Genomic DNA, 20,484 nt, shown 5'->3' with positions numbered 1-20,484 from the left:
AGATCCCGGATCAGGTCTGCTTTGCAGAGCTACGCTTCCCGGGATGACGATCTGCCGGGATCATCAAAATTCCAGAGCTTTGACCAGCTTCACGCCTTCGACCTTTTCAGCATCGGCGATGACTTCGGCCGTCAGCGGCTGATCGAGCGAGAGCAGCAGCACCGCCTCGCCGCCCGCATCGCGCCGGCCCAGGTGGAATGTGCCGATGTTGACACCATGATTGCCCAGCAGCGTACCGATGCGGCCGATAAAGCCGGGCGCGTCCTCGTTGACGACATACATCATGTGGCCATCCAGATCGGCTTCGATCCCGATCCCGAAAATCTCCACCAGGCGCGGCGCGGTGTTGCCAAACAAAGTGCCTGCGACAGAGCGCGGGCCTTGTTCTGTCTCCACCGTGACGCGCACAAGCGTGTTGTACGCGCCCTCGCGCTCGTGGCGCACTTCGCTGACGTTGAGACCGCGTTCCTTGGCGAGGTACGGCGCGTTGACCATGTTCACCGTGTCGGAATAGCGACGCATCAGACCGGCCAGAACAGCGCCGCTAATCGGCTTGCCATTCAGCGCGGCGGCTGCGCCTTCACGCTCAATACTGATCTTGGTGAGATTGCCGTGGGCCAACTGTCCCACAAGGCTGCCGAGCTTCTCCGCCAGCGCCATGTACGGTTTCAGCTTCGGCGCCTCTTCAGCGGATAGCGATGGCATGTTGAGCGCGTTCGTCACGCCGCCATTGACCAGATAATCGGCCATTTGCTCGGCCACTTGCAGCGCAACATTGACCTGAGCCTCGGTGGTGGAGGCGCCGAGGTGCGGCGTGCAGATGAAGTTTGGCGCGCCGAACAGCGGGTTTTCTTTCGCCGGTTCTTCGGCAAACACGTCGAGCGCGGCCGCGGCCACCTGCCCGCTTTCGAGGCAGTCTTTAAGCGCGGCCTCGTCGATCAATCCGCCGCGGGCGCAATTGACGATACGGATGCCGGGCTTCGCATTCTCCAGCCGTTCGCGGCTGAGGATATTGCGGGTCTGATCGGTCAGCGGCGTGTGCAACGAGACAAAGTCTGCGCGGCTCAGCAGCGTGTCGAGATCGACCTTCTCCGCGCCCATTTCCACGGCGCGTTCCTCCGTCAGGAAAGGATCATAAGCGATCACTTTCATCTTGAGGCCCAGCGCGCGGCTGGCGACGATCCCGCCAATATTGCCCGCGCCGATCAGGCCGAGCGTCTTGCCGGTCACCTCGACGCCCATGAAATCCTTCTTCGGCCATTCGCCCGCTTGCGTGCGAGTGTTTGCCGCCGGGATTTGACGGGCGAGCGCCATGATCATCGCGATCGCGTGCTCTGCGGTTGTGATCGAATTGCCGAACGGGGTGTTCATCACGACCACGCCCTTGCCGCTCGCATAGGGGATATCGACATTGTCGACGCCAATGCCAGCGCGTCCGATAACCTTCAGATTGGCTGCGGCGTCCAGAACGGCGGGGGTGACGGTGGTGGAAGACCGGATAGCGAGGCCATCATAATCGCCAATCCGCGCGATCAGCTCGTCCGGGGTTTCACCGGTGATCACATCAACATCGCAGCCGCGCTCTTCAAAGATACGCGCTGCGTTCGGGTCCATCTTGTCAGAGATGAGTACTTTAGGTTTGGTCATTGGAATTTACTCCTTTGCGAGTCCCCGCGAAGGCGGGGACCTCAGGCAGTCAGGAAAATCGCATGTTTGATGGAGGTCCCCGCCTTCGCGGGGACTCGCCCAATCGCTTCAGCCAGCTTTGACGTGGGCGTAAGCCCACTCGATCCACGGCAAGAGACGTTTCAGATCCTCTTGCTCGACCGTGCCGCCGCACCAGATGCGTAAGCTCGGCGGGGCGTCGCGATAACCGTTGAAGTCATAGCCAACATGCCGTTCTTCCAGCATTTTGACGATTTTCTTCGGCACAGCTGCCTGATCTTCGGCCGATAGGTTTTCGTACCAATCGCCGGTGAACTTCATGCACACGCCAGTGTTGGTGCGCTTGGCCGGATCGCTGACCATGTTTTTCAGCCAAGGCGTCGCCTCGATCCAATCGTTCACGATTTTCGCGTTGGCATCGGCGCGTTCGAACATCGCCTTGCGCCCGCCGAGCGCCTGCGCCCATTCGAGCGCAGCGATGTAATCCTCGGTCGCCAGCAAAGATGGCGTATTGATCGTCGCGCCTTCAAAGATGCCGCGATTGATCTTGTCGCCCTTCTTCAGGCGGAAAAGCTTGGGCAGCGGCCATTCAGGATCATAGCTTTCGATCCGCTCAATCGCCTTGGGTGAGAGGATCAGCATACCGTGCTGCGCCTCTGAGCCCATCACCTTCTGCCATGAATAGGTCGTCGCATCGAGCTTCGCCCAGTCCATTTCCTGCGCGAAGATCGCGCTGGTGGCATCGTTGATGGTCACGCCCTTACGGCCCGGCTCCAGCCAATCCGTGTTGGGGATCTTCGCGCCCGAGGTCGTGCCGTTCCAGGTGAAGACAACGTCGTTTTCTTGCGGGATTGAATTCAGATCAGGGATCTCACCATAATCGGCATCCAGCACTTGCAGGTTCGGCAGTTTCAGCTGCTTCACTGCATCCTGGATCCAGACATTGCCGAAGCTTTCCCAAGCCGCAACGGTCGCCGGACCTTGGCCCAGCATGGTCCACATCGCGCATTCCAGCGCGCCCGTGTCAGAGGCGGGCATGATGCCAACGAGGTAATCCTCGGGCACGCCCAGCATCTCTTTCGATAGATCAATCGCGTATTTAAGACGCGACTTTCCGACAGCCGAGCGATGCGAGCGCCCGAGCGATTCGGTTTTCAATTTGTCGAGGGACCATCCGGGGAACTTAACGGTCGGACCGGATGAAAATTGCGGACGAGCAGGCTTCAGCGCAGGCTCGGCAGGTAGTTCAGTCATGTATTCTCTCCTTACAGAGAGCTCGCGCGGCGTTGGGACCGCGTGGCCCGTCGGCGGCACTAGAGATGCTGGCCCAAGAGTCAAATCAAAACACGCTATTCAACAGGCTCGCAACATTCTATGCCGCGCTCAACATGGAAATTTCCGATCTTCGCATTGCCCTGTTTAGCGGCAATTATAACTACACCCGCGACGGCGCGAACCAGGCGCTTAATCGCCTCGTCGGTTCGCTGCTGGGTCTGGGCGCGGCGGTGCGGGTTTATTCTCCTACCGTCGAAGAACCTGATTTTGAGCCAACCGGCGATTTGGTGAGCCTGCCCAGCTGGCGCATGCCGGTGAAGGGAAGGAGCGAGTATCGCCTGCCAACCGGCTTTAATACCAAGGTCAGGCGCGATCTTGAGAAGTTCCAGCCCAATATCGTGCATCTGTCCTCGCCCGACCCATCGGGCCATGCGGCGCTCAAATGGGCACAAGAACACGATATTCCGGTGCTATCCTCGGTTCACACCCGGTTTGAGACCTATCCGCGCTATTACAAAATGGGCTTTCTAGAGCCAGCCGTGCTGTGGATGCTGCGGCGGTTTTACAATCGCTGCGATGCGCTGGTCGCGCCATCGCAAAGCATGATTGACGAGCTGATCGCGCAGGGCATGCATGACGACATTGGCCTGTGGACGCGCGGGGTCGACCGCACCGTCTTCGACCCATCAAAGCGTGATATGGAATGGCGCCGCAGCCTGGGCCTGGCGGATGACGAAATTGCGATCGTCTTCCTCGGCCGGTTGGTCATGGAGAAAGGCCTCGACGTCTTTGCCGACAGCATTATCGAGCTGCGCAAACTTCAGGCCCCGCACAAGGTTCTGGTTATCGGCGATGGCCCCGCGCGCGGCTGGTTCGAAGATGCTCTGCCCGGCGGAATCTTCGCAGGGTTTCAAACCGGCGCTGATCTGGGCAAGGCGCTGGCGAGCGGCGATATCTTCTTCAACCCGTCCATCACAGAGACGTTCGGCAATGTGACGCTGGAGGCAATGGCGAGCGGCCTGCCAGTGGTGGCTGCCGGTGCCACCGGCGCATCCAGCCTTGTCGATGATTGGGAAACTGGCCGGCTGGTGCCCCCAGGCGATACCAAGGCCTATGCCGACGCGCTGGCCCCTTATTGCACCAATCACGACCTGCGCGCACGCCACGGCGCCGCGGGCGAGATGAACTCTCGCGAATACAGCTGGGAGGCGATCAACCGCGTGGTCGCCGACATGTATGTCCGTCTGGTTGAAGAGCGCGCAGCACTGATCGCAAAGGAAAGTGCGGAGCAAGCGGTGGCGTAGTTGGCTGGGCGCCTGTAGCCGCCCGTGCCTATTCTTCTACCTCAGCACGCCCGCCGACTTCATGCGGAGCGCGTACCACAGCATAAACAGAGTGGTCACCCAGATTAGACCTGTAAGCATCGGGCTTTGCAGGCTCTCTGGAATTTCCGACATTGTATATTGGTAGATGTTCGAGCCGATAAGGCCGACAATCGCGATGAAGGTTGCCGTCACCGCGTGGCGTGACCTTAGCAAGATCAGCAGCGATCCCACTATCGCGCCCCAAACGCCGAGCGCCCAAAAGGTGTTGGCCCACACCGGGTGGCTAGCGAAATAGGCGATCTCTTCAGCGCCCATACCTAGATCGGCGAGTTTGCCCAGCCGAGTCATCGTGTAGCTAAAGCCGCCAACCAAATTCCACAGCAGCGTTAGAACCCCGACGACCCACAGGTGCCAAGGCGTTTTGACAGATTGTTCCATTGTGTTCCCTCCCAAGAATGGGCGCGACCCAGTCTCAGAAGGGTGAAGTTATATCAAAGGCGCAGAGCGGGCAAACCGGGGGTTGATTGCCCGCGCTGTTCCTAATTTCACATTCTCTCAATACGCTTGGCGACTTCGTCGATAATGTCGACAATTTCATTCATCGCGTTTTGATCGAGCTTTCCGGCGCGGGCCCGGTTTTTCAACACAGAGCCGAGATTGCCCATCGCGCGGAACAGATCGGGCGAGCGTTCTTTGACCTTTTCGGCCCGGTCGCCGTGCTCGTTAATCCGGCCCATCAGCTGATCGACCTCTTCGGCGCGCTCTTTCAGCTCTGCCTTGCCAGTTTTGGTCGCCTTGAACGGCTTCTTACCGCTCGTCTCGCCGTCCTCTGCCTTGGCCTTCGACTTGGCCGGTTTGATCTTGCCCTCTTCCTCGAGCATTTGCAGCGTCGGATAGACCGCCCCCGGGCTCGGCGCATAGCCGCCCGCCGTCATGTCTTCGATCGCCTTGATCAACTCATAGCCGTGGCGCGGTTCTTCATTGATCAGCGCCAGCAGTGCGAGGCGCAGTTCGCCCTGGCCAAACATGCGGGCTCGCCGCTTGCGGCGCTTGGGGCTATCTTGCCAATCACGCTTGAATTTGCGGGCACTGAAACGAATGTCGTCTTCCCAGTCATTGGCTGCCGATGCCGCAATCATTGCGATCATCGGTCCTAGGCCGTTCCAGCTGTTGCTCCTGTTCCTGCGTCTACCAGGCATTTCATCCTCCATTTCAACATCAACATTTACGTCGACATCGACGTCAACATTGACATCAAAGTCCTCACCTTCTGGCCTTTCAGGAATGTTCCCTTCCAAAGGTGTCTCGTCTTTCTCTTGATCTGAACGTCTACCCATCTCATTCAACTCCAGATATTTCTTAGTGCGCTAAAGATATATCTTAGAGCTATCAATACAAGAGGTGGATGGCATTTTCCGACCAGCGCCTTATCAGACCAGACGAATGACTGACTTGTTTGGAAATGATGCGCCGCCGCCCAACGCAGGCTCGCCCGATGGGTCTGACCAGCCGCGCGAGGACGCGCCGCTGGCGGACCGGCTGCGCCCGCAGGGCCTTGGCGAGATTATCGGACAGGAACATCTGACCGGGCCAACCGGTGCGATTGGACGAATGGTCGCGGCGGGCAAGCTTTCCAGCATGATTCTGTGGGGCCCACCAGGCACAGGCAAGACCAGCATCGCGCGCCTGCTGGCCGACAGTGTGGGCATGCGGTTCGTTTCGATCAGCGCGGTGTTTTCCGGCGTCGCTGATCTCAAGAAAGCCTTTGCCGAGGCAGACAAGATGGCCGGTGCGGGCCAGCGCACGCTGCTGTTCGTGGATGAGATCCACCGCTTCAACCGCGCGCAGCAGGATGGCTTTCTGCCATTCGTAGAGCGCGGGACGGTGACGCTCGTTGGCGCGACCACTGAGAACCCCAGCTTTGAACTCAACGCCGCCCTGCTCAGCCGCAGCCAAGTGCTGATCCTGGAGCGTCTCAGCCATGAAGCACTGGAAGCCTTGCTCGCCCGCGCAGAGGAACTCGAAGGCCCCCTCCCCCTTACCGAGGATGCGCGCGCGGCGCTCATCGCGAGCGCGGATGGCGATGGCCGGTTCCTGCTCGGTCAGGCGGAGACACTCTACAACGCAGCACTCACTGAACCGCTTGATCCTGCGGCCCTCGGCCAATTCCTGCAGCGACGCGTCGCCGTCTATGACAAGGATCGCGAGGGGCATTACAACCTCATTAGCGCCCTGCACAAAAGCTTGCGCGGCTCCGATCCGCAAGCTGCACTGTACTACATGGCGCGGATGCTGACCGCTGGTGAAGAACCGATGTATGTCCTGCGCCGCCTGGTCCGCTTTGCCAGCGAAGACATTGGCCTGGCTGATCCCAACGCGCTCACACAATGTCTGGCGGCAAAGGACGCCTACGAGTTTCTTGGCAGCCCGGAGGGTGAGCTCGCGATTGTTCAGGCCTGCCTCTATCTCGCGACCGCGCCCAAATCGAACGCCGCCTATGCCGCGCAAAAGGCCGCATTCAAATCCGCGCGCGAAACCGGCAGTCTGATGCCGCCGCAAAACATCTTAAATGCGCCGACTAAGCTGATGAAAGACATTGGCTATGGCAAAGGCTACGCCTACGATCACAATGCAGAAGATGGCTTTTCCGGCGACAATTACTGGCCAGAGGGGATGGAGCCTCAGGACTATTACGCGCCGGTCGAACGCGGGTTTGAGCGCAAGGTGAAGGAGCGAATGGAATGGTGGGCAAACAAACGGGCCGAATTGCGCGGGGAATAATGGGCGCAGCGCTGGCGGCCCTCGCCTGCACCGCTCCCGCCTCAGCGCAATCAAGCGCCGCCGCATCGCCGCCCGATGCGCAAAAGCAATGTCCGACAGAACCAATATTGGAAGGCGGTTACACTGTCCGCGAAGCGCCCCTTAAGCTGCCAAGTGAGTGGTCAAAGGGCGCCAACGCTTCGAGGAATTGGATCGCAGTCAAAACCCGAATGGATGCGGTCCTTTGTATTGAAACATCTTGGTTCGATGTAGCCGACAATTTTGAGCGCTTTGATGATCGCTTTCTCGGCTTTGACTGGCAGGGGTATGAGGCCTGGGGCTATATGTTGATCGACACCGCCGGCACTGGGCAATCCATGGAAGTCGGCATTAAGCCGAATTTCTCACCCAGCAATCGCCGCTTCGCCCTCATGCAACACAGCGAAACCGGTTGGGGCGGGTTTGAAGGCTTTGCCGTATGGCGCATCTATTCCGCAGGCTGGACGCCAGAGCGGGTCGAAACCAACACTCCCTTCCTCGCCGATTGGCGGATTGACCGCTGGGAGGGCGAGGATTGCCTCCACCTATCGGCCATTCCGCACGAACGCGTGACAGACTGGAACGACCTCTCAAAATACAAGCGCGACCGCTATGTCGCAGGCGCGGCTGGCGGCTGGGCGCTGACGCCGGGCGACACCTGCCCCAGCTATTGATGCGCGATTTTGATCACTTTTTGGCGATCGATTGGTCGGGCGCGAAGGGGGAGCGGCACAGGGGCATTGCCCTAGCGCTCGCCGATGCCAAAGGCGGCCCGCCCGTGCTGGTTGAGGCCCCGCCGCGCGGCTGGGCGCGCACCGAAGTGCTTTCATTGCTACGGGACGAGCTGCCTTCCAACACGCTCGTTGGGATTGATCTTGGCATCAGCCTGCCGTTTGTGGATGCGGGCGCGTATTTTCCGGGCTGGGAGGAAAGCCCGCGCCACGCCAATGGCCTGTGGGAATTGATTGACCGGATCTGCGCCGATGACCTGCATTTGGGCGCGCACAGCTTGCTCAGCCATCCAGAAGCCGCGCGTTATTTCCGGCATAGCAAGGACAATGTCGGCGACCGCTTTCATCTGCCCGATGCGATTTCGCGCGAAGGCCGCTTTCGGCAGGCAGAGACCGCCCAGCGCGCGCAAAAATGCCGCCCGGTCAGCAATTTCAACCTCGTTGGCGCGGCGCAGGTTGGTAAAAGCTCGCTAACCGGCATGCGCATGCTGCATCACCTCAAGGGGCATCTGCCGGTCTGGCCAGTGCAGCCAATCCCGCCCAAGCACCCGACGCGTGGGTCGCTGCTGGTGGAGATTTACACCGGGCTTGCCGCCAAAGAGGCTGCCGCCAGCATGGGCGGGCGCGGTGCGCGCACCAAACTGCTGACCTATGCCGATCTAAACGCGGCGTTAGAGGGATTGGACAGCCCGCCGGTTTCGCAAATTGGCGAGATTGATGACCATTCCTCTGACGCTTTGCTGACCGCAGCCTGGCTGCGCAAAGTGCATAAGGAGCCTGAGCGCTGGGAGCCGCGCACGCTGACGGCAGAGATCGCCCGCGTCGAAGGTTGGACCTTTGGCGCGTTCTAGGCCCTGTTGACCCGCCTAGTTATAAGGGCTGAAAATATCGCGCCGCTCTTTGCGGTATCCGGTGGCGCGCAGATCTTCGATCATCGCCTCGCGGCGCCTATCGGCTTCGGTCAGAACAGGGCGAGGCCTATCCCTATTATTCCGATCTGGAGCTGCCCCACCTGCGCCGGCTTTGATCAAATTGATCGTCTTGAGATTTTGCTCACCGATCATCGACGGGATCAGAAATAGATCGATGACCCATAACAGCACCACTATGGGCAACAGAATGACGGTGCAGGCCATAATCAGGCGGATAACAGCAGATTTGGTCTTGCCCGCGTAGAAGCGGTGAACGTTGAACATTCCGAAGAAGAACCATAGCAAATACGCGGCCAATACCGATTTGCTATTGGCCTCAAACGCCTCGTCTATATGCTGTTCGTGATCCACCATTCAGTCCTCTTATGTCCGGCTACGATGTATCTTGGCAGGGCCTTAGACAAGGGAGAAATGACCTATTCGGGCCGCCTTTTCTACGAACTGCAAAGCCTGTTCTGCAAACTCGCAGCAATGAAGGTCTAGACATTGAGGGTATTTTGCGGCTAGCGGGCGTCTCCGCTGAAAAAGCGGAAAGGCGATGTGCCGGCTTAGCTCAGTTGGTAGAGCACCTGATTTGTAATCAGGGGGCCGCGAGTTCGAATCTTGCAGCCGGCACCACTTCCCACTTTTTCAGCATTGAAGACAGACCAGACTTTGGCCTGCGCCTGTCTTCAAAACTCGCCTGAGAATGCGACGCTAGCGCCGGTGTTGTTACCACCTGAATGGTTGACGCTGGCGGAGATCGCGAACGGTTGATCGCTGTTCAGCCGGTGGGTGAGGCCCAGGCTAAAGCCGAACTCCCCGCGGAATGTTGCACCCTTCCCGATATAGCTGGTTGCACCGGGGCGAGAGGGCATCGGCGCATCAGTCAGAGCCATGGCTGCAGCCACACCGCTGCGGACGTCATCGTCGAGCTGGTCGAGCTGAAAATCGATGGCCTGCACCCGCCCGCTGAGCGCATCAAACTGCGCGGTCGAGACCTGCGCTACAGCATTGAGAGCCACCCGCACATTGTCGACCGAGGCGGCTGTCGCCACGCTTTGACGGCCCAGTGTGCCGTTGGCGTCCACTGTCACGACATCTACTGGCCCCTGCTGAGCCGCCGTGCTCGCATCGATATCGCCGATCCGCACGGATGATCCGTCTCCTCCGAGCGCCACTTGGTTGGCTGCCGTGGAGGCTGCCTGAAAACCAACCGCAGTCGAGTTCACATGCGTAACGCTCGCCTCACGGCCCACAGCTGTACCAAATTGCGCGGTGACCTCGCTTGAGCTGCCCACCGCTGTGCCAGCGCTGCCGCTGACGTTTGCTTGAAAGCCCACCGCAGCCGCTGAGTTGGCTGTGTCAGTAATATTGACGCCTGCACCGATGCCGGTTGAGAAAGCGCCCTCAACCCGGGCTGAGTTGCCAACTGCAGTCGCATTGAGCGCGCGGGCTTGAGACCCCGTACCAAAGGCCGATGTCCCGTTTGAGGTCGCCACAGAGCGTGCGCCAACAGCCGTTGCCAACGCGCCATTGGTCCGCGCCCGCGCCCCAAACACTGACGCCTCCTGACCAATCGCAATCGTCCGCTCACCCAAAGCCGTCGCGCTCGCACTGCTCGCCACCGCATCCGCGCCAAGGGCGATAGCAGCAACGCCGCTAGCCTGAGCGCCGAGCGCATCGGCATCTGCGCCGTCGGCACCAATTGCAATCGCACTCACTGCTCCAGCAAAAGCACTGCGGCCAAGCGCCGTTGCCCCAATTCCGGTCGCCTGAGCGGATCGGCCAATTGCCGTTGTGTCGGCGCTGTCGGCCAGAGACTGATACCCGAGAGCGGTCGCGCTGATATCTGTCGCGTCTGCATCAACGCCAATCGCAGTGCTGTTGCCACCCGTTGCTGTCGCGCCAAAACCTGCGGCTAAGGTGTTCGCACCGGTCGCAATGGAGCTCCCGCCAATTGCGGTGCTGCTGGCGCCAGAGGCATCTGACCCCACCCCGCAAGCAAGCTCATTATTGCCGTCATCAGAAATCGCGCCGCCCGTGCTGTCGATGTTGGAATCGGCATTGCCGTCTTCATTCGTATCCAACAGGCATGCCTCCGCACGTGCCTCCTGCGGAGCTAGGGCCAATGCAGCCGCGCAGCCAAGCGACAAAACTGCCGAGACCAAAAGCGTATTTCTCATGCGTATTTCCCTTCCAACGCGGTGGAGGGAGGCGGTCTCATGCGGCCTTGAAGATCAACAGTCTCGCGACAGGCAAGTTAAGCCCGCCCAATTACACCGCTGAAACAGACATAGTTCGCCCACCCCCAAAGTATTCCCCAAGCGAGTGTAGCCGAATTTAGAAGTGATTATTGAACAAAATCTTCACCGCGCGCCATGCGATGTGTTTTGTAGGGCTATCCACGCCCGCGATAGGGCTGAACGCCTTGATCGGGCACCCACAGGCCCTCTGGCGCGGTGCCTGTTTGCCAAAATACATCGATGGGAATGCCGCCGCGCGGATACCAATAGCCGCCAATGCGCAGCCATTTGGGCTTCATTTCCTCGGCCAGTCGCTGGCCAATGCCGACTGTCACATCCTCGTGAAAGCCGTTGTGATTGCGAAAACTGCCAAGAAACAGCTTGAGGCTTTTGGACTCCACAATCGTGTCACCCGGCGCATAATCGATCACCAAATGCGCAAAATCGGGCTGATCAGTGACCGGGCATAGCGAAGTAAACTCTGGCGCGGCGAAGCGCACCAGAAACAGCGATCCCTTGCGCGGGTTCGGCACATAATCGAGCACCGCCTCTTCTGGAGAGGTCGGCAGCGGCGTGTCTTTGCCTAGAAATGCAGGCGCAGCGGGATCGTTAGGTGTGGTTTCCATGCCGCGCTGTTGCCGCGAAAGCGCGCGCCATGCAAGCGACAAGCTGGACGGAGCGGCGTTAATATCTATGTCAGACATGCGGTGGCAGTGCTGCGCCGATATGTTGTAACCGCGCTGCCCGGCCGCCCTCGTAAAGTGCTATGGCCAATGCGCCCGTGCACACAGCCATTTTGAAAAGACCCGTTACGCCAAAGATCATGCTTGCTGTTTCTTCTTTTCGGATTTTGTCCGCGCCCAAAGCGGCGATGATGTGCGCCTTAGTTGTGCTGGGCCTTGGTGCGGCTGCGCCGACCGTGGCGCAGTCCTCACCGGGCGGCTTCACCCTGCCGACCAGCACGCCCACGCCCCGGCCAGAGGTGGAAGGCCCAGCGGATGACACCGGTCCAGCCGCTTTGCCGCCGCGCGTTATTCCAACCGATACGCCAGCACCTACGCCAACGCAGGCCGCGCCGACAACCGCGCCAGCAAGCGGCTTGCCAACGCCTGCGCCAACGATCACGCCGGTCCTGAGTCCGAGCGACACGGTGTCTCCCGAGGCAACCGGAGCGGCAGGTTCGGCCCCGAGTTCAGCCATTCCAACGAGGCGTCCGGCGACAGCGCCCGCAGGCACACCAAGCGATGCTGGCAGTACCGCTCCCGGTGGCGCATCGCCTGCAGTGACAGCACCGGTGGATGCGGAAACCCACAGTTCGGCGAACCCCGGTTTTGACACCAACGCCCCGCTGCCCGATCCTTCGATCCCAGATACGGAAGCAACGAGCACCGCTGCCGATGAGGCAAGCGGCACAATACCGCTATGGGCGTGGATTGCTGGCGGGCTTACATTGCTCGCCCTACTGATCGGTGGAGCCTTGTTCCTCAGGCGCGGGACAGCCGCCGTCGCCGTGCCCGAAATCGAGCGACCAAAGGTAGCGGGGCGCCATGAGCCGGAGGTTGAACCGGCCCCAAGCGAGCCTGCACCCGCGCCCACAAGCAATAATGTAACAGCAAGCACAATCCCCGCGCCCGCCATGACCATGGCCAGCGAGCCAACGGAGGAGGCCGCGCCAATTCCCAGCGCGCCCGCACGGATCGACATTGATATCGAAATCGTGCGCGCAACACGCAGCGTGATGAATTTCACGCTGGATTACCGCCTGAACCTCGCCAATCGCACGCCCAATGCAGTGCGCGATGTGTCCATCTCTGCGATCCTGACCAGCGCCCAAAGCGGAGCCGCGCCGGGCAGCGCCGCCCTAGGTTTTGACCGCCCGGAGCCAGTGATTATCCCGCGCATCGGCCCCAACAAGATCCATTCCGAAAGCGGGCAGGTGCAATTGCCGACCAGCAAGTTGCAGGTGATGCGTCAGGGCAATGTTCCGCTGTTCGTGCCGCTGTTGCAGATCACCGTCACACAGGGCAATGGCGAGCCAGTGACGCGCCATTACGCCGTCGGCCAGCCCAGCACAGCGAGCGCCGCGCGGCTTCAGCCGATCCCGCTCAACACACCGCCCGGCGGCATTCCGGGCCTGCGTGTGCGGGAACTGGATATTCAGCCAGCATAAGCGGGCACTTGGCGGCAGCGGCCCAGCGCGCTACCGCTTTGCCGCATGGACCAAATGACCGAAAATCTCGTCAGCACCGAGTGGCTGGCTGACGCACTCAGCGATGAGGATTTGGTGATCCTCGACGCCTCGCTCCACCTGCCAGCGGCGGGCCGCGATGCGCGCGCTGAATTCGCCGCGGCGCATATACCCGGAGCGCGGTTCCTCGATCTGGCCAGCCTGGTCGATAAAACCAGCGACGTACCCTCTGCCTTGCCTCGGCCAGAGCAATTGGCGGCCCGCATTTCGGAGCTGGGCATTCAGCTAGGCGACCGCATTGTCATGTATGACGACAGTGCATTGAAAACCTCCGCGCGCGCCTGGTATCTGCTTACATCCTTATGGATCGCGCCGGTCGCGGTGCTTGATGGCGGCCTTGCCAAATGGCGCGCGGAAGACCGCCCGCTCGATGCTGGAGAGACGGATATCGAAGCCAGCAGCATGCCTGAGCTGAGCCAGCCAAAGCGCTTGCGGATGAAGTCCGATATGCTCGCCAATCTCGACACACGCGCAGAGCAAGTGCTCGACGCGCGTAGTGCCGACCGATTCGAGGGCGCAGGCGCAGACCCCGTGCATGGCGTAGAGGGTGGTCGAATTCCCGGCTCTTACAACCTGCCCTTTAGCCAGCTTTTTAACGAAGACGGCACCTTCAAACCGGCTGACGACTTGCGCAGTGCCTTTGAGAACACCGGAATTGATCTGGACAAGCCGATCACCACAAGCTGCGGCAGCGGCGTCACCGCCAGCGTCTTGCTGCTTGCGCTGGCGCAGCTCGGCAAAACCGACTGGGCGCTGTACGATGGCAGTTGGTCCGATTGGGGCAGCGATCCGGCTACACCGAAGTCCACCGGGCCAAGAGACTAGAGCATGGCAGGCGACCGATCAGGCAAGAAGACCGGCACGAAAATCGTCGGCGCGGGGCGGCGCAAAGAATGGACCGGACCGGTCGTCAATCCGCCGGTCTGGCGCGGTAGTACGCATCTTTACGCCAGCGAAGCAGACCGCAAGGCTGGCGGTATGCAACCCAAAGACGGCAAGTTTTATTATGGCCGTCAGGGCGCACCAACACAGTGGGCGCTGGCCGAGGCGCTGACCCAGCTGGAGCCGGGCGCGGCGGGCACGATGCTCTATCCCAGCGGCGTGGCCGCCATCAATGGCGCGCTGCTGAGCGTTCTGAAACCGGGCGATGTCCTGCTGATCAGCGACAATTCTTATGAACCCTCGCGCATCATGGCGACGGGCTTTCTAAAGCGTTGGGGCGTGGAGCATCGCTTCTTCGACCCGCTTGATATTCCCGCTTATGAGGCGCTGTTTTGCGAGCGGACCAAGGCCGTGTGGCTCGAGAGCCCGGGCAGCCTGACGATGGAAGTGTGCGATGTGCCCGAGCTGACCCGGATCGCGCGGGAGCGCGGCGCGGTGAGCCTGATCGACAACACCTGGGCGAGCGCAATTGGCTTTCCAGCGCTAGAACGCGGATGCGATATTTCCGTGATGAGCCTGACCAAGCATGTCGGCGGGCATTCCGACGTCATGATGGGCAGCGCGAGCGCGGGAGAGCGTTTCTATCGCCGTCTGCGACAGACAAGCCAGCAAATGGGCAATGTCGTCTCACCTGATGATGCTGCGCTTGCTATGCGCGGTCTGCGGACAATGGAGATCAGACTGGATCGCGGCGTTCAAAGCGCGCGGGTGATCGCCGCGTGGCTGCGCGGTCGGCCAGATGTTGCCGCCGTGCATTGCCCCGTGCTGGAAGGTGATGCGGGCTACGAACTATGGAGCCGCGATTTTACCGGCGGCTGCGGCCTGTTCAGCTTCACTTTGGCCGATGCGACGCCGGAAAGCCGCGCCGCTCTGGTCGACAATCTCGAACTGTTCGGGATCGGCTATTCCTGGGGCGGATTTGAAAGTCTCGCCCTACCCTATGACGCCGCGCCCATTCGCGATACGATGTCCGTACCTGGAGCGGAGGCAGACGGCGGCGACAATGCTGGCCCAGATACTAGCGCCGCGATGAGCATTCGCCTATCGATTGGCCTCGAAGATCCCGAAGACTTGATTGCAGACCTGCAAGGCGGCTTTGCCGCGATGAAAGAGATATGACCGCAACAACACCCCCTTCCTCGTCCAACGAAACGTCTACCACCACCGATAGCGCTGGCGCAGACACAGAGGCTACACCCGACGCTGCGGCAACCGACCAGGCCTGGACCATGGCGGAAACCGCGTCAGAGGAGGAATCAGAGATCATCGCCAGCGACGGCATTCGTGAAGGGATCGCCTCGCAAAGTGAAGCCGCCGGTTCTGTCGTCGATACGCTGGATGCCTGGGCGCTGAGCATTGGCGAAACGCGCGTCTCGCTGTTCGATATCTTGCTGGTGATTGGCGTGATTGCGCTGGTCATTACCGGCGCGATGCTGGCGATCCGCCTGTGCAAGAACCTGCTCGGCCGGGTCACACGGTTCGATTCCACTCAGCGCCTGCTGGCAGAAAAGCTCAGCACTATGGCGGTGTGGGCGCTGGCCTTCTTTATCGGGATCGACCTGCTTGGCATTGATCTTACCGCGCTGGCCTTCTTTGGCGGCGCCTTTGGCCTGGCGATTGGTTTTGGCCTTCAGAAAACCTTCGGTAACCTGATCTCAGGCATCCTGCTGCTGATGGATAAGTCGATCAAGCCGGGCGATGTGATCTCTGTCACCGATCAGGCGGGCAACGAAAGCTTTGGCCAGATCCGCAAGATCGGCATTCGCGCCATTTCCGTCATCACCCGCGACCAGACCGAATATCTGATCCCGAACGAAAACCTGATGATCAATCAGGTGGTCAATTGGTCCTATTCCTCGCGCGATGTGCGGGTAAAGGCGCCCGTCGGCGTATCCTATGGCAGCGACATGAAGCTGGTGGAAAAGCTGCTCCATCAAGCGGTTGCCGAAACCGACCGCATTTTGCCCAGCCCCAAGGCGCGGGTGAACATCATGGGCTTTGGCGATAACTCAGTCGATTTTGAAATCCGGTTCTGGATTCAGGACCCGGAAGAGGGCCTCGCGAACATCCGCTCTGATGTGTACAAGCGCGTGTGGGAACTCTTCGACGAACACGGCGTCGAAATTCCATTCCCTCAGCGCGATTTGCACCTTCGCTCCAGCAAGCAAATGGACCGCTTGATCGAAGCGATGGCGGCGAAAAACTCCTCCTAAACCCCGGCGGTCTGGGGTTACAGCAGACGCGCAATAGCTTTGCTAAAGGGGCGCAAATCCATTCTCACTGGCGTGATCGCGGCGGGCGGCCCATTTCGCCCTCATGGAAAAGACAGGCACAATCTATCTGGTTGGCGCAGGCCCGGGTGATCCCGACCTGCTGACCTTGCGCGCGGCGCGGCTGCTCGAGGCGGCCGAGCTGGTGGTGCATGACGGGCTGGTAAGCCGGGAAATACTCGCGATGGCTCCCACCACCGCAGAGTTTATCTCGGTTGCAAAACAGCGCGCGCGGCACACTCTGCCTCAGGATGATATCAACGCTCTGCTGATCCGCGAGGCGAAGAAGGGCCGCGATGTGATCCGCCTTAAGGGCGGCGATCCGCTGGTGTTCGGACGCGGCGGTGAAGAGGCCGAAGACGCCCGCGCCGCCGGTGTCCCCGTCGTGATCGTGCCCGGCATCAGCGCCGCCAATGGCGCGGCCGCAGCGGCGCAAATCGCCCTAACCCACCGCGACGCCTCCAGCATCGTCAGCTTTGTCGCCGGGCAATGCAAAGGCCTGTCGGACCAGGACTGGTCTGGCCTTGCGGGTAAGGGGCGCACTTTGGTGATCTATATGGGCGTCAAAACCGCGCCTCAGATCGCGGAAAAATTGATGGCAGACGGCCTGGCGCCCGATGTCCCCGTCGCCGTAATCGAAAACGCTGCACGCCCTGAAATGCGGGTTGTGCGCGGATTGCTCGCGGGTCTGCCGCAGCTCGTCACGGCCCACAAAGTCAAAAGCCCCGCGCTCATCGTGATCGGCGATGTGACCGCGCGGGATGACATAACTCTCTCGAAACTCGCGGTGGAGGCACGCACATGAAAATCCTTACAGGCAATGACCTGAAAAGCGGCGATGTCGTCTGGTGGACCGGCCAAGGTTGGTCAATCCATGTCGACGATGCCGCCGATGCGGGCGATCAAGCCGAGCAAATCCTTGCCGCCGAGGAAGCCGCCCGGCGCGTCAACGTGCCTTACACAATCGATGCCACCCGCGAAGAAGACGGCTCGGTTCGCCCTGCGCATATCAAAGACCGCATTCGCGCTCTGGGGCCGACGGTCCGCCCGGACCTCACCCTCAAACCTAAAGACCCCGAAGCAATCGACTGGGTAATCTGATGACGATTTCTTTTCCCCCGCCGTTCGTGTCGAGCCCAGTCGAGACACATTCACACCAACGCTTCTCGACTTTGCTCGAAGCAAACGGAGTGCGCGATGTATAAATACGATTCATATGACCAAGCGATGGTCGATGCCCGCGTTGAGGAGTTCCGCGATCAGGCTCAGCGCCGCCTCGACGGCAAGCTGACCGAAGACCAGTTCAAGCCGCTGCGGCTGATGAACGGCCTGTACCTGCAACTCCACGCCTATATGCTGCGGGTCGCGATCCCCTATGGCACGCTCAACTCGCGCCAGATGACCGCGTTGGGCGATATCGCGGACAAATATGACCGCGGTTATGGCCACTTCACCACGCGGCAAAACCTGCAGTACAATTGGATCAAGCTGGAGGATGCCGCCGACATTCTCGCCGATCTTTCAAAGGTCGAAATGCACGCGATCCAAACCAGTGGCAATTGCATCCGCAATATCAGCTCCGATCATTTTGCGGGCGCCGCTCATGACGAGCTGATCGATCCGCGTCCCTATGCCGAGCTGCTGCGCCAATGGTCGAGCTTCCACCCGGAATTCACCTATCTGCCGCGCAAATTCAAAATCGCCGTCATCGCGGCGGAGACTGACCGCGCGGCCATGCGTCTGCACGACATTGGCATTCAGATCGTGAAGAACGACGCGGGCGAGATCGGCGCGACCTTTTATGTCGGTGGCGGCATGGGCCGCACCCCGATGATCGCCCCGCAAATCCGCAAATTTGTGCCTCTGGATCAGCTCGTCACCTATGCCGAGGCGTGCTTGCGGGTCTACAATCGCTATGGCCGCCGCGACAATAAGTACAAGGCGCGGATCAAGATCCTGGTCCATGAAATGGGCGCAGAGGAATACACCCGCCAGGTCGAGGAAGAGTTTGCGCACCTGCTGGAGCAAGGCGTTGAGCCGCCTTTGGCTGAGCTGGAGCGGATCAAGCCGTTCTTTGCCGATCCAGCCTTCGAAGACGGGCCCAAGAGCGTTGACCGCTCTGACCCCGACTTTGCTCTGTGGGTCGACCGTAATACCGTGCGCCACAAGCACGATAGCTATGTCAGCGCGGTCATCAGCCTGAAGCCGGTTGGCGGCATTCCCGGCGATGCGACCGGCGATCAGATGCGCTTGATGGCGAAGCTAGCCAAGCAATACAGCTTTGACGAGCTGCGCGTCATGCACACGCAGAACATCGTCCTGCCGCATGTCAAAATCGCCGATTTGCACGCGCTTTGGACTGAGCTGGAGGCTGCAGGTCTCGGCGCGCCAAACCTCGACACGATCGAGGACATCATCGCCTGCCCCGGCCTTGATTATTGCGCGCTCGCCAATGCCCGCTCGATCCCCTTGGCTCAGCGGATTTCAGAGAATTTTGCGAAGAACGGCCGGACCGAAGAGCTTGGCCAGCTGAAGCTCAAAATCTCTGGCTGCATCAATGCCTGCGGGCATCACCATGCCGGCCATATCGGCATTCTCGGCGTCGATAAGAAAGGCACTGAAAACTACCAACTATCGCTCGGCGGCAGTGAAGCGGAAGACGTGAGCCTCGCCAAGATCACCGGTCCCGGCTTTGACGAGGATGGCGTGATCAAAGCGGTTGAAACCGTCACCGACGTCTATCTTGAGACGCGCGAGGATGGCGAACGCTTCCTCGACACCTACCGCCGCATCGGCATGACCCCGTTTAAGGAGGCGCTCTATGGATAAGACCGATCTTGGAACCAGCCCGGACGACGTGCAATTCCGTTTCCGCGATGATGAAGTCGCGGACCACGGCACAGTGACCGTGGATGCCTGCTGCGATCAGACCAACGCCACCGCCGTTCGGATTGAGCCGGGCGATGATGCGCGCGTGCTCCTACCATTCCTCGACCGGCTTGCGCTGGTCGAGGTGAACTTTCCAAGCTTTGCCGATGGGCGCGGCTATTCCGCTGCCCGGATCTTGCGCGAAGCCGGATATGAGGGTGAACTTCGCGCGGTTGGCGATGTGCTGATCGATCAACTTTCGCACATGCGCCGCTGCGGGTTTGACGCCTTTGCGCCGGACAAACCACTCGACGAAGACGATGCGCGCCGCGCCTTTGAAGGTTTCGGCAATGTCTACCAAAGCGCCGCCGATGCGCGCCGCACAATTGCGGAGCTGCGCCATGAGTAAGCCCGAAGCCCCGCTCACGACTGGCGAAGCGCACGAGCGCGCAGTCGACCGGTTAGAGACCGGACCGCGCTTTACCGAGCACGACGCCGTGCGCCTCAACCGCATGTTTCGCGGCTCCAATACGCTGGAAATGCTCGAAGGCGTGCTTAAGGGCAGCCTCGCAGGCGATGTTGCCACCGTCTCCAGCTTTGGCGCGGAAAGCGCGGTTTTGCTGCACTTGATCGCGCAAGTTGATCCGAGCGTGCCAGTGCTGTTTCTCGACACTGGCAAGCATTTTGAAGAGACGATTGCCTACCGCGACGAGGTGGCCGCAAAGATTGGCCTCACCAATCTGATCGTGCTGACCCCGGACGAGTCAGAGCTTGCCAAAAAGGATGAGACTGGCCTGCGCTGGTCGTACGATCCCGATGGTTGCTGCGAAATCCGCAAAGTGATCCCGCTGGCCAAAGCTTTGGCGAATTACGATGCGAGCTTTACCGGGCGCAAAGCGTTCCAGTCGAGCACGCGGGCCAACCTGCCGCGCTTCGAAGTGGACACTTCCGATGCGCAGGGGCGCTTAAAAATCAACCCGCTGATCGATTGGTCAGCCGACGATATCAAAGCCTATTTCGAAGAGCATGATCTGCCGCGTCACCCGCTGGTGGCGGAGGGTTATCCTTCGATTGGCTGCGCACCATGCACACACAAAGTTGCCGAAGGCGAAGACGCGCGGTCTGGACGTTGGAAAGGCTGGGACAAGACCGAATGCGGCATCCACAAGCCGGGCGAGGAACCGTTCCTCTAAGCCACTCAGAC

Annotated in this window: 21 protein-coding genes and 1 tRNA gene; 14 read left to right on the top strand and 8 right to left on the bottom strand. The window is 60.3% G+C overall.

Going from position 1 to position 20,484, the window contains the following annotated elements:
• Window positions 1-63: 63 nt before the first annotated feature.
• Both serA and AC0V6V_RS12450 read right to left on the bottom strand, forming a co-directional pair.
• Window positions 64-1,647, bottom strand: coding sequence for a phosphoglycerate dehydrogenase (gene serA, locus AC0V6V_RS12455; RefSeq protein WP_486165679.1), 1,584 nt, complete (start codon window positions 1,645-1,647; stop codon window positions 64-66).
• Window positions 1,648-1,755: 108 nt separating this feature from the next.
• A complete protein-coding gene (locus AC0V6V_RS12450; RefSeq protein WP_486165678.1) occupies window positions 1,756-2,919 on the bottom strand; it encodes a phosphoserine transaminase in 1,164 nt (387 codons plus the stop codon).
• 134 nt (window positions 2,920-3,053) lie between these two features.
• On the opposite strand from AC0V6V_RS12450, the gene AC0V6V_RS12445 reads away from it, so the two are divergent.
• On the top strand, window positions 3,054-4,244 hold the full coding sequence (locus AC0V6V_RS12445) for a glycosyltransferase family 4 protein (RefSeq protein ID WP_486165677.1): 1,191 nt from the start codon (window positions 3,054-3,056) through the stop codon (window positions 4,242-4,244).
• 36 nt (window positions 4,245-4,280) lie between these two features.
• Here AC0V6V_RS12445 and AC0V6V_RS12440 read toward each other — a convergent pair whose 3' ends face one another.
• Together AC0V6V_RS12440 and AC0V6V_RS12435 are read right to left on the bottom strand one after the other, a co-directional pair.
• The gene (locus AC0V6V_RS12440; RefSeq protein WP_486165676.1) at window positions 4,281-4,703 is read right to left on the bottom strand and encodes a hypothetical protein; all 423 of its coding nucleotides are present in this window, start codon (window positions 4,701-4,703) and stop codon (window positions 4,281-4,283) included.
• 107 nt (window positions 4,704-4,810) lie between these two features.
• Window positions 4,811-5,602 (bottom strand): PadR family transcriptional regulator, encoded by a 792-nt coding sequence (locus AC0V6V_RS12435; RefSeq protein ID WP_486165675.1) that lies wholly within the window; start codon window positions 5,600-5,602, stop codon window positions 4,811-4,813.
• 106 nt (window positions 5,603-5,708) lie between these two features.
• Here AC0V6V_RS12435 and AC0V6V_RS12430 point away from each other — a divergent pair, with 106 nt between their 5' ends.
• Genes AC0V6V_RS12430 through AC0V6V_RS12420 form a run of 3 tightly spaced genes read left to right on the top strand, consistent with a single transcriptional unit; the run spans window position 5,709 to window position 8,646 of the window.
• Window positions 5,709-7,046 (top strand): replication-associated recombination protein A, encoded by a 1,338-nt coding sequence (locus AC0V6V_RS12430; protein ID WP_486165674.1) that lies wholly within the window; start codon window positions 5,709-5,711, stop codon window positions 7,044-7,046.
• A complete protein-coding gene (locus AC0V6V_RS12425; protein WP_486165673.1) occupies window positions 7,007-7,738 on the top strand; it encodes a hypothetical protein in 732 nt (243 codons plus the stop codon). The genes AC0V6V_RS12430 and AC0V6V_RS12425 overlap by 40 nt, the downstream gene beginning before the upstream one ends.
• Window positions 7,738-8,646: a hypothetical protein gene (locus AC0V6V_RS12420; RefSeq protein WP_486165672.1), complete on the top strand. Its 909-nt coding sequence runs from the start codon at window positions 7,738-7,740 to the stop codon at window positions 8,644-8,646. Before AC0V6V_RS12425 ends, AC0V6V_RS12420 begins: the two co-directional genes overlap by 1 nt.
• A gap of 15 nt (window positions 8,647-8,661) precedes the next feature.
• Here the strand turns inward: AC0V6V_RS12420 and AC0V6V_RS12415 are convergent, their stop codons facing one another.
• On the bottom strand, window positions 8,662-9,078 hold the full coding sequence (locus tag AC0V6V_RS12415) for a TM2 domain-containing protein (RefSeq protein WP_486165671.1): 417 nt from the start codon (window positions 9,076-9,078) through the stop codon (window positions 8,662-8,664).
• A 191-nt stretch (window positions 9,079-9,269) separates the two neighbouring features.
• On the opposite strand from AC0V6V_RS12415, the gene AC0V6V_RS12410 reads away from it, so the two are divergent.
• Window positions 9,270-9,345, top strand: a tRNA-Thr gene (locus AC0V6V_RS12410).
• A 53-nt stretch (window positions 9,346-9,398) separates the two neighbouring features.
• Here AC0V6V_RS12410 and AC0V6V_RS12405 read toward each other — a convergent pair.
• The 3 genes from AC0V6V_RS12405 to AC0V6V_RS12395 form a co-directional block, all read right to left on the bottom strand.
• A complete protein-coding gene (locus tag AC0V6V_RS12405) occupies window positions 9,399-10,892 on the bottom strand; it encodes a hypothetical protein (RefSeq protein ID WP_486165670.1) in 1,494 nt (497 codons plus the stop codon).
• Between the two features lie 215 nt (window positions 10,893-11,107).
• A complete protein-coding gene (gene queF, locus AC0V6V_RS12400) occupies window positions 11,108-11,578 on the bottom strand; it encodes a preQ(1) synthase (protein ID WP_486165669.1) in 471 nt (156 codons plus the stop codon).
• Between the two features lie 70 nt (window positions 11,579-11,648).
• The gene (locus AC0V6V_RS12395) at window positions 11,649-12,152 is read right to left on the bottom strand and encodes a hypothetical protein (RefSeq protein WP_486165668.1); all 504 of its coding nucleotides are present in this window, start codon (window positions 12,150-12,152) and stop codon (window positions 11,649-11,651) included.
• 82 nt (window positions 12,153-12,234) lie between these two features.
• On the opposite strand from AC0V6V_RS12395, the gene AC0V6V_RS12390 reads away from it, so the two are divergent.
• From AC0V6V_RS12390 to AC0V6V_RS12350, 9 genes are all read left to right on the top strand, one after another.
• A complete protein-coding gene (locus tag AC0V6V_RS12390; protein ID WP_486165667.1) occupies window positions 12,235-13,122 on the top strand; it encodes a hypothetical protein in 888 nt (295 codons plus the stop codon).
• A gap of 54 nt (window positions 13,123-13,176) precedes the next feature.
• Window positions 13,177-14,025, top strand: a complete 849-nt coding sequence (gene sseA / locus AC0V6V_RS12385; protein ID WP_486165666.1) for a 3-mercaptopyruvate sulfurtransferase — start codon at window positions 13,177-13,179, stop codon at window positions 14,023-14,025.
• Window positions 14,026-14,028: 3 nt separating this feature from the next.
• Window positions 14,029-15,261: a cystathionine beta-lyase gene (metC, locus tag AC0V6V_RS12380; protein ID WP_486165665.1), complete on the top strand. Its 1,233-nt coding sequence runs from the start codon at window positions 14,029-14,031 to the stop codon at window positions 15,259-15,261.
• On the top strand, window positions 15,258-16,355 hold the full coding sequence (locus AC0V6V_RS12375; RefSeq protein WP_486165664.1) for a mechanosensitive ion channel family protein: 1,098 nt from the start codon (window positions 15,258-15,260) through the stop codon (window positions 16,353-16,355). The genes metC and AC0V6V_RS12375 overlap by 4 nt, the downstream gene beginning before the upstream one ends.
• Before the next feature lie 103 nt (window positions 16,356-16,458).
• The gene (cobA, locus tag AC0V6V_RS12370; protein ID WP_486165663.1) at window positions 16,459-17,217 is read left to right on the top strand and encodes a uroporphyrinogen-III C-methyltransferase; all 759 of its coding nucleotides are present in this window, start codon (window positions 16,459-16,461) and stop codon (window positions 17,215-17,217) included.
• Window positions 17,214-17,513 carry a DUF2849 domain-containing protein gene (locus AC0V6V_RS12365; protein WP_486165662.1) on the top strand — a complete coding sequence of 100 codons (300 nt, stop codon included), beginning with the start codon at window positions 17,214-17,216 and terminating at the stop codon, window positions 17,511-17,513. The genes cobA and AC0V6V_RS12365 overlap by 4 nt, the downstream gene beginning before the upstream one ends.
• Window positions 17,514-17,609: 96 nt before the next feature.
• On the top strand, window positions 17,610-19,241 hold the full coding sequence (locus AC0V6V_RS12360; protein WP_486165661.1) for a nitrite/sulfite reductase: 1,632 nt from the start codon (window positions 17,610-17,612) through the stop codon (window positions 19,239-19,241).
• On the top strand, window positions 19,234-19,689 hold the full coding sequence (locus AC0V6V_RS12355) for a DUF934 domain-containing protein (RefSeq protein WP_486165660.1): 456 nt from the start codon (window positions 19,234-19,236) through the stop codon (window positions 19,687-19,689). The genes AC0V6V_RS12360 and AC0V6V_RS12355 overlap by 8 nt, the downstream gene beginning before the upstream one ends.
• Window positions 19,682-20,473, top strand: coding sequence for a phosphoadenylyl-sulfate reductase (locus AC0V6V_RS12350; protein ID WP_486165659.1), 792 nt, complete (start codon window positions 19,682-19,684; stop codon window positions 20,471-20,473). Before AC0V6V_RS12355 ends, AC0V6V_RS12350 begins: the two co-directional genes overlap by 8 nt.
• Window positions 20,474-20,484 lie beyond the last annotated feature (11 nt).

The sequence above is a fragment of the Erythrobacter sp. S249 genome (genome assembly GCF_057364975.1).
Note: the sequence above shows the minus strand (reverse complement) of the source record. Positions and strands in the feature narration are given on the sequence as shown.